Raw genomic sequence first — 12,560 nt, forward strand, 5'->3', positions numbered from 1 at the left:
TTCAGTTCACCCCCAGCTTCTGCAATAATTCCGATAAAATGGCTATTGCATTCGTTTTGACATGGATAAAATCTTTGACTCCGGCTTCACATAGTGTAATCTCAAATTCTTCTTGCTGCTTGCCGGCACTATAAATAGTGATTTCAGGGAATTGCTTTTTAATTTCTTTAATGGTGACTGGCGCCAATTCCGAATAGTCACCATCACTGCCGCAAACACAATAGATAGGGAGCTTGGTCGCAGCTACATAATCGACTGCTTCCTCAACGGTTTGACACCCCTTACTGCCGGTTGTTTCAATACCACCTGCTGCAGCAAGACTTGTAACGAAATCTGCACGAGGTTTATAAGATTTGAGATTTTTCAAATTAATTAAACCAATAGTTGGGGCCGTTCCACTTATTTCTTTATACTTTTCACTGCGTAGCCTTAACTGTTCGAACTGAATGGATACCCGATCCAAGTAAAGTGGTGTAATGCCAACTGGCTTCTCAACTTTCATATATGACACATGGTTATCCCGTGTCGTGTTTTTAATCTTATCAGCAGGATTCGGATATACATTCGTTCCGATGATACTTTCTTTTCTGAAAGCCGCATTTTGAACCTTTTCTTGGTAAACTTCAGCTATTTCCTTCTGAAGGGTGCCTTGTTTAATTAGCTCAAGAATCCCTCCAGCTGCATCGATTTCAAGGAATTTCGCCCAAGCCTTTTCAGCCAATTCATCCGTTAGTTGCTCAACATACCATGAACCGCCAGCAGGATCGACCACTGTTGTGATATTTGTTTCTTCTTTTAAAATCAAGTGAATATTACGGGCAATTCTTTCTGAGAAATCATCGGTTTCACCAGTTGCGTGTGTGAATGGATGAATTTGAAGATATTGAATGCCTCCAATTGCGGCAGCGAAAGCTTGGTTTGTTGTCCGAAGAATATTGACGTGCTGATCATATAGCGTTTCTGTCAACTCGGAAGTAACGGCATGTATCTCCATTTTAAAATGGTCAGATGCTGTATCGAAAGCTTCTGCAAGACCTGCCCAAAGCCTTCTTGCAGCCCGTAGCTTAGCGATGGACATGAAGTAATTCGAATCCACAGCAAAAGAGAATACTATTCTTTCGGAAACCGAAGCAATAGAAAGCCCTTGCTTTTGCCCTTCCAATAGATATTGGACCGCTGCCGATAATCCGTAAGCTATTTCTTGTACGGCATTGGCTCCTCCATTATGGTAGACTGCCGTATTAATCAAAACTGTTTTTAAATCCCTGCCTACCTTCTGATAATCTTGGATTGTCTTCAGCCAGTCTGCAAAATAGTTATCCGTATCTTCTGGCAGCTGACCGCAAATGAGCCATTCTGCAATGGGATCTTCAGCAATAACGCCTGTCATTTGGGTATTTTGTGCTTCAGCAACCGCTTTGAAATGAGGGAATAATCCTTTTTGTTTCCCCTTAAGGTCAATGAAAACCGGTATTTCTTTTAATGGGATATCCTTAAACAATTTTTCAGCCCTTGCTCCCTCGGCAAGCAATCGTGCAGGGTATGCCACGACATTTTGACCGCGCTTGAATGAAGCCTTCATCTTTTCATTTGCTTCTTCAGCCGTGATACCGCTTACAGGTTGAACGACAAGCCAAGGTTTCTCATGATATCCCGTTGGGGACGTTCCTCGGGTGAAAGGGAAGAATCCTGGAAATTCAGCTTCAGCTACTTTTTCCGTTGATTCCGCCTTTTCTGTATAGAGCGGATATAAAGTGATGCCCTCATATGTATTCGTTTTTAGCTTTTCTACACTTTTCCCTTTTAAACTTGCTTCCGCAGCTTCTTTCCACTCTTCAAAAGAAGGCTTAGGAAAGGTTATGTTTTTTACATCTTTCAGTTCCATCTGTAATCGCTTTCTTATCTTTTGCCGCCTCATACGCCCTGTCCCTTCATTGGGAGAACGAACGCTCAGTCAGTTTTGGATAAGAAAACCACCCTCCCGTCAATTTAATCTGGATTATACTAACATTCTACCATATTTTTCTTGAAATTTAAGACAATAGAAATTAGCAAATCTGTTATAAGGGAAAACACTAGCCTATTTCGCCTCTTTATAAATCAAGTACAGCCCTGATCTGTATTAGAACAGCTCTTAATAAAATAATAGCAAAAATAAAATTTTTGTCGATGTTTTTCTACGGAAAAGAGAAATGACTGGGTTAAACTTTGGCGAACGAATCGGCATACTTCATCTTTGACTAAATCAAAAGTGAAAGGGAAATCGATAACTGCTAGACTAAATGAAGTTCAGGAACCACCCTCATCACCTTAGGTATGGTTTCAAAATTTTAGAACAATGGTGATTGAAACGGGTTTGCGAGACTCCTGCTTGGAAGAGCTCGTCCAGTGGAACCCCATGCCTGGAGTTCCAAACAACGTTCAAATTGTAGCAATCATAAAAAAACTGTAGGCAAACTCGATTCATCGAGTTTGCCTACAGTCTAAAGGAATAACCCTCGGCCTTCCTTTTTTTCATTTTAGTAAATGGAAGTGTTATCTTTGGAAATCTTTTCGATGATTTCTTTAACCCTCGCGAGGAATCGTCCGCATACCAGTCCGTCCAAAACACGATGATCAAGTGATAAACAGAGATTTACCATATCTCGTACTGCAATCATGTCATTTATGACCACTGGGCGTTTTACAATCGTTTCAACTTGTAAAATGGCCGCCTGTGGATAATTGATGATTCCCATGGACTGGACAGAGCCGAATGAGCCAGTGTTATTAACAGTGAACGTACCACCTTGCATATCCTCTGCTTTTAACTTACCCGACTTCACTTTGGATGCAAGTTCCTGTATCTCCCTTGCTATACCTTTGATTGATTTTTCATCTGCATTTTTAATGACCGGTACAAATAATGCATCTTCAGTTGCAACGGCTATCGATATATTGATTTCTTTCTTTTGTATGATTTTTTCGCCTGCCCACATCGAATTGAGCTCTGGAAATTCCGTAAGGGCTTGAGCAACCGCTTTTACGAAAAAGGCAAAGTACGTTAAATTATAGCCTTCTTTTTGTTTAAAGTCGGATTTTAGATTATCACGCAATTTCACCATATTGCTTGCGTCAACTTCCACCATCGTCCAAGCATGCGGGATTTCGTGCTTACTTTTCAACATATTGGACGCAATTGCCTTACGGATTCCGGTAACGGGTATTTCCTTGTCACCAGCAGCAGTCGGCACATTTGTTACTGGACTGGTTTGACGACTAACTTGAGGGGCGACCTCTTTTGGAGCCGGATCGGATATCACGGAAGGCTCATCCGCCTTAGGAAGATTCCCTGATTCAACAAGTTTCAGTAAATCTTTACGGGTGATCCGTCCCTCATTCCCCGTTCCTTTAACCTTTGAAAGATCGATTCCATGCTCCTGGGAAAGTTTTAACACGGCAGGCGAATAGCGAGCTTTCCTTGATGGTTCGGCCGCTTGCTGCACTTCTCTTGTAACAGGTGCATCAACATTTTCCTCATTCTGAGAAACAGCTTGCCCAGCATTATCGTTATCCGTCTTTGCCGTTTCGACTTCAATCGAGCAAATGACTTCCCCGACTGCCAATGTTTGATTCTCATCCGCTTTCAATTCCTTGATGATGCCCGTAAAGGAGGAAGGAACCTCAGCATTTACTTTATCCGTCATCACTTCAGCTAGCGGATCGTATTTCGTGACATGATCCCCAGGCTTCACTAGCCATTTACTGATGGTTCCCTCTGTGACACTTTCGCCTAGTTGAGGCATCTTCATTAATTCCATAGCCATAAATCGTTCCTCCTTCTTAACAGTCATTAATACTCAGCCAATTCCCTCATTGCTTTTTCCACTTTATCAGGATTCACCATAAATTGTTTTTCCATCGTAGGCGCATATGGCATGGCTGGTACATCAGGTCCGGCCAATCGTTTTACAGGGGCATCCAAATCAAAAAGGCAATGCTCGGCAATGATGGCTGCGACCTCACTCATGATGCTTCCTTCTTTATTATCTTCCGTAACCAGTAATACTTTCCCCGTTTTAGAAGCCGCTTCTATGATAGCATCCTTATCCAAAGGATAGACGGTACGCAAGTCAAGAACATGTGCAGAAATTCCATCTGCAGCTAATTTTTCTGCTGCCTGAAGGGCAAAATGCACACAAAGGCCATAGGAGATGACAGTAATGTCTTCCCCTTCCCTTTTCACATCCGCCTTACCGATGGGAAGTACATAATCTTCAGTGGGTACCTCACCCTTGATCAAGCGGTACGCGCGTTTATGTTCAAAGAAAAGCACTGGATCTTCGTCGCGAATGGCAGCTTTAAGCAAACCCTTTACATCATAAGGAGTGGAAGGCATCACTATTTTCAAACCCGGCTGATTGGCAAAGATCGCTTCAACCGATTGTGAATGATAAAGAGCTCCATGAATCCCTCCGCCATATGGAGCACGGATTACCATTGGACAGCTCCAGTCATTATTAGAACGATATCTAATTTTGGCTGCCTCCGAAACGATTTGGTTAATGGCAGGCATGATGAAATCAGCGAATTGCATCTCAGCTATCGGCCGAAGCCCATACATGGCGGCTCCAATTCCAACTCCTGCAATTGCAGATTCAGCGAGCGGGGTATCGATGACCCTGGCTTCACCGAATTGGTCGTATAAACCATTAGTGGCTTTAAAGACCCCACCTTTTTTTCCTACATCCTCACCCAATACGAATACACGGGAATCACGTTCCATCTCTTCCCTCATTGCCATTGTCACGGCATCTATATATGAAATCACTGGCATTCTATTACCCCCTTACTTTTGTGCATACACATGATTCATAGCACTTTCAGCCTTCGGATATGGAGCATTTTCAGCATAATCGGTTGCTTCGTTGACTATCTTCATGACTTCATCATTCATTTGTTTCTCTAGGTCATCATCCATGATTCCCACTTCTTTTAAATACGCTCCAAATGTCATTATGGAATCCTTCGTTTTGGCTTCGGCCACTTCGTCCGCCGTCCGGTAGCTTCGGTCATCATCATCACTTGAATGAGGTGTGAGCCTGTATGAAACGGTTTCTACCAGTGTAGGACCTTCTCCCCTTCGTGCACGGTCAGCCGCTTCTTTCACCGCTGCATACACTTCCAACGGATCATTGCCATCCACCGTTATTCCAGGCATCCCATAGCCAATCGCCCTGTCGGAAACATTTTCACACGATAGCTGTTTCGAAATAGGAACGGAAATCGCATATTTATTATTTTCACACATGAAAATGACCGGTAGCTTATGCACACCTGCAAAGTTGGCCCCTTCATGAAAATCGCCCTGATTGGATGAACCTTCCCCAAACGTTACGAATGTTACCAAATCCTTACCTTCCATCTTCCCTGCAAGGGCAATTCCAACAGCATGCGGGACCTGTGTCGTTACAGGTGATGATCCAGTGACAATCCTATTTTTCTTTTGACCGAAATGACCAGGCATCTGGCGCCCGCCGGAATTGGGATCTTCCTCTTTGGCGAAACCGGAAAGCATCAAGTCTTTAGCGGTCATTCCGAAGGTAAGTACCACACCTACATCCCGATAATAAGGCAGTACATAATCCTTTTGCCGATCTAGCGCAAACGCTGCCCCAACCTGTGCAGCTTCTTGCCCCTGGCAGGAAATCACGAAGGGAATTTTCCCGGATCGGTTTAAAAGCCACATGCGCTCATCAATTCTGCGGGACAAAAGCATTGTCCGGTACATATCTAAAACCGTTTCCTCATTTAAGCCTAATTGTTCATGACGTTTTTCTACCATCATAAAACCTCCTGACCTTATTCTTTAAGAATGTATGGCACGTCCATCGACAGCAAGGGCCGCCTCTCCGATTGCTTCAGAAAGACTTGGGTGCGGATGGATTGTTTTGCCTATCTCCCAAGGTGTCGCATCAAGCACTTTCGCAAGTCCCGCTTCAGAAATCATATCCGTAACATGTGGCCCGATCATATGAACGCCCAGTATATCATCCGTTTTCTTATCGGCGATGATTTTGACAAAACCATCCGCTTCCCCGAAAACAAGGGCCTTACCAACTGCACGGAATGGGAATTTCCCAATTTTAAGATCAAAGCCTTCCTTGTTTGCCTGTTCTTCCGTCAAACCGACACTTGCAGCTTCAGGGCTTGAATACACACATTTTGAAATGAGCGAATAATCCAGCCGTTCCGGTTTTTGGCCTGCGATATGTTCAACGGCCGTAATGCCTTCATGGGAGGCAACGTGAGCCAATTGCAGACCGCCGATACAATCACCGATCGCATAAATATGTGATTCCTTCGTTTGGAAGAAGTCATTGGTTTCAATAAAACCTTTTTCTTTCACAATTTCCGTATTTTCAAGGCCAATCCCTTCAACATTTGCTGATCTGCCTACGGACACCAACATTTTTTCAGCTGTGAATTCCTCTACCGAACCTTTGACTTCAGCAGAAATGGATACTGAAGCATCCGTTTTCAGGGTTTCAGGCAATACCTTGGCACCTGTAACGAACTTGACGCCTTTTTTCGTTAGGAGACGAAGCATTTCACTGGAAATATCATGGTCTTCAGTCGGGATGATTCTATCTGCATATTCGAGTACTGTCACTTCCACACCAAAATCATTAAGCATCGAAGCCCATTCAATGCCGATAACTCCACCGCCTACAATAATCATTGATTTTGGCAGGCTCTCAAGCTTTAGAGCTTCATCCGATGTAAGCACCAATTCCCCATCAATCGCTAAACCGGGAAGTGTCTTCGGACGCGAACCCGTTGCAATGATGACATTCTGGGGAATGAGCATTTCATTTTCACTGCCATCATTCATTTCCACGGAAATTGTCCCAGGCATCGGTGAAAATATAGAAGGACCCAGTATACGCCCTAACCCTTCATAAACCGTTATCTTTCCTTGTTTCATCAAGTGCTGAACACCTTTATAGAGTTGATCGACCACTTTATTCTTTCTTTCCTGCACCTTAAGGAAATTCACCTTTACATCCCCGGTAACAATACCGAATTCCTCACTTTTCACTGCAGTCTGATAAACTTCCGCACTCCTTAAAAGTGCTTTCGAAGGGATACAGCCTTTATGTAGACACGTTCCGCCGAGCTTGCCTTTCTCCACGACAGCCGTTTTCAATCCTAATTGAGCAGCCCTTATTGCCGCCACATACCCGCCTGTTCCTCCTCCGAGGATAACGAGGTCAAATTCTTCAGCCAAAACCACTCCTCCTCACAAATACATACAGTTTGTCACCATTTTTACTTGTCCTATGTTTATTACGTTATCCATGTTGAAAATTCCTGTGTTTATTAAAAAAAACACAGGAATCTAATCTTGTAAAACTACATTCATTTTCTTCCATTCAAGATATGTTTTTCATTTTGCAGGAATTGGCTCCTTGAATTCCTCATGCGAGCAATTCGCTCCTCTGCCATCCTATCCGCGGCTTTATAAGTTGGGATTTGATCACGTTTTGCAATCTCGATGACTCTTTCAATTGTATCATAAACCGTTTCCACTTTCTTAAGGGCTCTTTCCCGATTATACCCTAAAAGCTCATCGGCCACGTTTATGACTCCACCTGCATTAATAACATAATCAGGGGCGTATATAATACCTTTTTCATGAATTTGATCGCCATGAACAGTTTCTTTTAACTGATTATTGGCCGCACCTGCAATGACCTTCGCCTTGATTTGATTGATTGTTTGATCATTTATGACAGCCCCTAAAGCACACGGTGCATAGATATCACAGTCGACTCCATAAATTTCATCTGGATTAACTGCGGACGCCCCAAAGGACTCAACCGCACGGGCCACGCTTTCTTTATTGATATCCGTAACGATCAGCTTGGCGCCCTCCTCATGAAGGTGACGGCATAAATTATAAGAAACATTCCCGACGCCTTGGACCGCAACCACCTTACCTTCTAAAGAATCAGTTCCGAATGCCTCTTTTGCAGCAGCCTTCATACCTCGGTATACCCCATATGCAGTTACAGGGGAAGGATTACCCGAAGAACCGAATGCAGGGGAAATCCCAGTGACAAAATCCGTCTCCTCATGAATGAGATCCATATCCTCAACCGTTGTACCTACATCTTCAGCTGTTATATAACGCCCATTCAGCCCTTGGATATATCTTCCGAATGCACGGAACATCTCTTCATTTTTATCCTTACGCGGGTCGCCGATGATGACGGTCTTCCCCCCGCCTAAATTCAAACCTGCAGCGGCGTTCTTATATGTCATTCCTCTCGAAAGCCTTAAGGCATCTTCAATGGCATCTTCTTCAGATGCATACGTCCACATCCTTGTGCCTCCAAGCGCAGGCCCTAATGTTGTATCATGAATGGCAATAATCGCTTTCAAACCCGATTGTTTGTCCTGACAGAATAGCAATTGCTCGTAATCATACTTCTCAAGATATTTAAAAATTTCCATAAAGGAATCCTCCCTAGATGTTTTAATACATGTCAGATATGAGGACACTGAATTTCTCCTCATTCCTACTTGTTCCCACGTTCATTTTAAATAAAATCCGCTACTCACATGATATTTTCCCTATGGGGAATGGTTCCCTTGAAAAATCCATACACCTTTAAATATGCAAATAACATGCCAATAAAATACATAATGAGAGCGTTTTTATCCAAAATAAGGAGATGCTGGTTTATATGTTGGCAACTATAGCCTATAACAAATTGAAAAAAATTTCATGTTAGAAGTGGAGTCTCGCTTAAATTAAAATAAATCAGAAAATTCCGTGCAGTTTTTTTCATAGTGCGCAATTACTTGCGTGCAAAAAATTTCACAGTTTTAGTTTTTCCATTTTGTAATATAGATTTCTGACAGATATCCCAAGAGCTTTTGCCGTAAGTGTTTTATTTCCCTTGTGGGTATGGAACGCTTGCTGAATGATATCGGCTTCATACTGGTCTATTATCTCCGAGAGCGGTTTCCCCGATACGTAGCCAGAAGGGTTCATTAATAATTTCTCTTGCTTTACTGGAATCTCTTCGATAAAATCCGGAATATGCTGTATATCAATGATCGTCTCGTTCAATTTCATGAAAATGATTGCCCGTCCTAAGATATTTTCCAGTTCCCTAACATTACCTGGCCAGTTGTAGATTTGCATTTTATGTATAGCTGCTGCTGTAATTCCCTCTATGCTTCGTCCATACTCCTGATTGATTTTATTAATCAAATGCTCCGCCAATTCTCTCAAATCCTCTTTTCTCTTTCTTAATGGAGCAATGAAAATAGGCATGCGGTTCAGCCTGAAATATAAGTCTTCCCTGAATGATCCGTTTGCGATTGCCTCTTCGAGATTGATATTCGTAGCGGCTATGACCCGGACATTGATGGGAATCGGCTTCGTCCCCCCCACTCTGACGATTTCCTTTTCTTGTAAAACTCGAAGTAACTTAGCTTGGATGTTGGCTGGTAATTCACCAATTTCGTCCAAAAAGATACTCCCTTGATTTGCCTCTTCAAAAAAACCGACCTTTCCGCCCCTATTTGCTCCTGTAAATGCTCCTTCATCATAACCGAACAGTTCACTTTCAAGTAATGATTCCGAGATGGCCGCACAATTTACACGAACGAATTTATTGAATTTCCTATCGCTCGCATTATGGATGGCATGTGCAAATAACTCTTTGCCAGTCCCTGATTCCCCTCTTAATAAGACAGTAGCAGGTGTTCTTGCCGATAATTTCGCCTGTTCAATGGGAAGCTTCATCTCTTCGGAAGCCCCGATTATATCATCAAAGGAATATTTAGCCTGCAATGTCCGGATGATCTGTCTTGCCCGATTCAGTTCGTGGGTCAGGGCTTGAATTTCCGATACATCATGAATGACGCCAACGCTCCCTTTCAGGCACCCGTCCACAATGATTGGAGCAACATTCACGATCACTTCCTTATGTTTTGGGCCGACACGCATATTGACACCCCGAACAGGCTTTTTTGTCTGAAGTACTTTCATATGCATACTTTCACCTTCATAAATATCAATGGAAGCCGGCTTACCGATCACTTGGGTCTTTGTTAATCCCGTGATTCTTGTATATGCCGGATTGATCAAAAGCCCCCTGCCTTGATCATCCACAACGGATATGGCTTCATCACTGGATTGAATGATCGCCTGAAGCATCGTCTGTATCTCTTTTAAATCGGTGATCTGCTCCGCCAATTGTACAGCTTCCGTTTTATTCCTAAACACTGAAAAAGCCCCTATGATTTTCTTATCGGCATTCACAAGAGGTATCCTTGTCGTTATGAGTTCCATTCCATTGCTAAGGGTGATTTCCTGATTCACTTCTTTTTGGTTTGTTTGCATCACTCGCAGCAATCCAGTTGAAGGGATGAAATCTTTGATATGTCTGCCTATCACATCCTCGCGCTTTGTGTCAGTTGCTCGTTCAGCACTATCATTGAACATGATGATAAATCCTCCATGATCAATCACCACCATCCCTTCACTGGTCGTATTAAGAATCAAGTCCATTTTTGCCGAGGTATTCTCCAATTTACTTATTAAACGATTTTTCTCTTCAAACAACTTAGTCATAATGAGGGCGACACTTCCAGGAATGAGAATCGTTTGTTCGTCCATGTCCCTTTTTATCTTTTTATAGACAGACGGGTCTCCGGTCGTATCAAAAATGATGTCCAAATCCCGCTCCAATCCCAGGCTCCAATTAGTCACTGAAGGGATCCCTCGTTCCTTTGCAGCAAGCATCCCTTCAGCGGATTCATTCGTATCAGCCATACAAACAATGGAGAATACTTCACTTTCCGATAGGAGTTTCAACACGGTTGTCCCTCCCACTCCTCCCCCTACTATCATGACCTTTTGCATGAGCCATCCCCCTTAAGATATAATTACCCTTTTATTAGATCAATCTATGCAATTTTTTTCATACTTCACACCATTTTACCATATCGGCCCCCTTTAAAAACAGCCACCAACTCCCAGTCATTATCTATATTCCCGAAACTTGACAAATAATTTATATCCTTTATCATTTTTTAAAGACGGAATTTTCGGAAGGGATTTGACTGCATGAAACGTTTAATCGCTTTTTTGATTCTTTTTATACCCGGTGCCTTTGCTGCCTATGGCATAAAAATAATGAGGGACATGGTGTTCGGTATTCTACAGCCTCCCTATCCAGTCCTTTGGCTGCAATTTTTAATAGGACTACTCATTACGATTGGCGGAATAGCCTTCATCGCCGGCTTCGTCCTTCATCGAGATCGAAAACAAAATAAGGTCCAAAGCAGGTTCAATAAATTTTAAACGCAAAAAGAAGGTGCCATGTATCAATATGGCACCTTCTTTCTTTATCTTGATTTCAATCCTTCCCTGACCCGTACGGCTGCCTCGGGAAAATCGGTTATGATGCCGCTGCACCCCAATTTGAATAGCCTCTTCATCTCGGCTTCTTTATTAATGGTATATGGCCGTACAGGAACACCCATACTCACAGATGTTTGAATGAGCGCATCAGGGACAACCCGGATATTTGGATGGATTGCACTTCCTCCTATTGCCTTGGCATATATCCAAGGCATGTATAGACCATCCCTATAAAGCGGTGCGGTTTCCAATTCAGGTGCCAATTGATGGCAATTGACCAAGCTATAATGATTGAAAGAAGAAAGGATAATCCTTTCCTCCATATCGTAAGTACGGATGAGTCGGATGACTTTCTCTTCTAAGCCTGGATACATAAAAAGTGTATTTTTTAACTCAATGTTGCAAAAAAGCTGATTATCGTCAAGCCAAATGAATAGTTCTTCAAGTGTCGGAATCTTTTCTTTACCCAATTTACCAATATAGTTTGAAGAAGCATTAAGGTTTTTCAACTCCTTCAAGGTCCTGTCTTTTACATATCCCGAGGCATTCGTGGTCCGATCGAGCTTTTCATCGTGAATGATGACCACTTCCCCATCTTTTGAGAGCTGGACATCCGTTTCAATACCGTCCGCCCCGACACGGGCAGCTTCTTTGAACGCCGACATCGTATTTTCCGGATGTGTTCCTGCTGAGCCTCGATGTGCAAAGATTAAGGTCATGGAGAAACGCCGCCTCTCTCAATAATGGTTATATCCCAATGTTATGAACAGAAACAGCAAATTATTTTCATCTAGTTCAATACTTTAATAAAATGCAGTTGATTATTTTCTGCATAGAAGGTTCCTTTCGTCAAATCACTCAATTTTTTTTGCATGCTTTTGATTTGCAAGCAAGCATCCGGAAAAGCCATTTGACCAATCGTAATTTCCCCTCCCCCTTTTGATTCAAGCATATCCATGATTGACTTCCGTTTTTCATCCAATATATATATTTGAACCATCAACCTCTCGTATTGATTTCCAGTTTGTTCATATTGAAAATTTTGCTCACAAGTCAATTCTCCAAGAGGCGTTTGATAAACTTCAAGCTTTTCATTATTGATTCAAGTTTCATTATTATTGAAACATATTTTGTC

At 42.5% G+C, this 12,560-nt stretch carries 10 protein-coding genes; 1 reads left to right on the top strand and 9 read right to left on the bottom strand.

Annotation, left to right across the window (positions count from 1 at the left end; translation table 11 throughout):
- Position 1: 1 nt before the first annotated feature.
- The 7 genes from ACIROD_RS04570 to ACIROD_RS04600 form a co-directional block, all read right to left on the bottom strand.
- Entirely contained in the window at positions 2-1,918 is a 1,917-nt protein-coding gene (locus tag ACIROD_RS04570; RefSeq protein ID WP_402938325.1) for a methylmalonyl-CoA mutase family protein, read from the bottom strand.
- Between the two features lie 601 nt (positions 1,919-2,519).
- Positions 2,520-3,806, bottom strand: a complete 1,287-nt coding sequence (locus tag ACIROD_RS04575) for a dihydrolipoamide acetyltransferase family protein (protein ID WP_402938328.1) — start codon at positions 3,804-3,806, stop codon at positions 2,520-2,522.
- Positions 3,807-3,832: 26 nt separating this feature from the next.
- Entirely contained in the window at positions 3,833-4,816 is a 984-nt protein-coding gene (locus ACIROD_RS04580; RefSeq protein ID WP_101222514.1) for an alpha-ketoacid dehydrogenase subunit beta, read from the bottom strand.
- 12 nt (positions 4,817-4,828) lie between these two features.
- Positions 4,829-5,824 (bottom strand): thiamine pyrophosphate-dependent dehydrogenase E1 component subunit alpha, encoded by a 996-nt coding sequence (locus tag ACIROD_RS04585; protein ID WP_101222515.1) that lies wholly within the window; start codon positions 5,822-5,824, stop codon positions 4,829-4,831.
- 24 nt (positions 5,825-5,848) lie between these two features.
- A complete protein-coding gene (lpdA, locus tag ACIROD_RS04590; RefSeq protein ID WP_402938331.1) occupies positions 5,849-7,270 on the bottom strand; it encodes a dihydrolipoyl dehydrogenase in 1,422 nt (473 codons plus the stop codon).
- A gap of 131 nt (positions 7,271-7,401) precedes the next feature.
- A complete protein-coding gene (bcd, locus tag ACIROD_RS04595; RefSeq protein WP_101222517.1) occupies positions 7,402-8,499 on the bottom strand; it encodes a branched-chain amino acid dehydrogenase in 1,098 nt (365 codons plus the stop codon).
- Positions 8,500-8,866: 367 nt separating this feature from the next.
- Entirely contained in the window at positions 8,867-10,924 is a 2,058-nt protein-coding gene (locus ACIROD_RS04600; RefSeq protein ID WP_402938334.1) for a sigma 54-interacting transcriptional regulator, read from the bottom strand.
- 204 nt (positions 10,925-11,128) lie between these two features.
- On the opposite strand from ACIROD_RS04600, the gene ACIROD_RS04605 reads away from it, so the two are divergent.
- Entirely contained in the window at positions 11,129-11,365 is a 237-nt protein-coding gene (locus tag ACIROD_RS04605) for a DUF2627 domain-containing protein (RefSeq protein WP_101222519.1), read from the top strand.
- A 44-nt stretch (positions 11,366-11,409) separates the two neighbouring features.
- Here the strand turns inward: ACIROD_RS04605 and ACIROD_RS04610 are convergent, their stop codons facing one another.
- Entirely contained in the window at positions 11,410-12,144 is a 735-nt protein-coding gene (locus ACIROD_RS04610) for a glycerophosphodiester phosphodiesterase (RefSeq protein ID WP_402938336.1), read from the bottom strand.
- A 71-nt stretch (positions 12,145-12,215) separates the two neighbouring features.
- Positions 12,216-12,425, bottom strand: coding sequence for a hypothetical protein (locus ACIROD_RS04615; RefSeq protein WP_230176998.1), 210 nt, complete (start codon positions 12,423-12,425; stop codon positions 12,216-12,218).
- Positions 12,426-12,560 lie beyond the last annotated feature (135 nt).

It is taken from the genome of Peribacillus sp. NPDC101481, assembly GCF_044767165.1.
Lineage (GTDB): Bacteria > Bacillota > Bacilli > Bacillales > DSM-1321 > Peribacillus.

Bases quoted from the DNA above. Each gene is read 5' to 3' on its own strand.
- bcd (WP_101222517.1), bottom strand. From the start codon at position 8,499: ATGGAAATTTTTAAATATCTTGAGAAGTATGATTACGAGCAATTGCTA.
- ACIROD_RS04570 (WP_402938325.1), bottom strand. From the start codon at position 1,918: ATGAGGCGGCAAAAGATAAGAAAGCGATTACAGATGGAACTGAAAGAT.
- ACIROD_RS04605 (WP_101222519.1), top strand. From the start codon at position 11,129: ATGAAACGTTTAATCGCTTTTTTGATTCTTTTTATACCCGGTGCCTTT.
- ACIROD_RS04580 (WP_101222514.1), bottom strand. From the start codon at position 4,816: ATGCCAGTGATTTCATATATAGATGCCGTGACAATGGCAATGAGGGAA.
- ACIROD_RS04615 (WP_230176998.1), bottom strand. From the start codon at position 12,425: ATGGTTCAAATATATATATTGGATGAAAAACGGAAGTCAATCATGGAT.
- ACIROD_RS04575 (WP_402938328.1), bottom strand. From the start codon at position 3,806: ATGGCTATGGAATTAATGAAGATGCCTCAACTAGGCGAAAGTGTCACA.
- ACIROD_RS04600 (WP_402938334.1), bottom strand. From the start codon at position 10,924: ATGCAAAAGGTCATGATAGTAGGGGGAGGAGTGGGAGGGACAACCGTG.
- ACIROD_RS04610 (WP_402938336.1), bottom strand. From the start codon at position 12,144: ATGACCTTAATCTTTGCACATCGAGGCTCAGCAGGAACACATCCGGAA.
- ACIROD_RS04585 (WP_101222515.1), bottom strand. From the start codon at position 5,824: ATGGTAGAAAAACGTCATGAACAATTAGGCTTAAATGAGGAAACGGTT.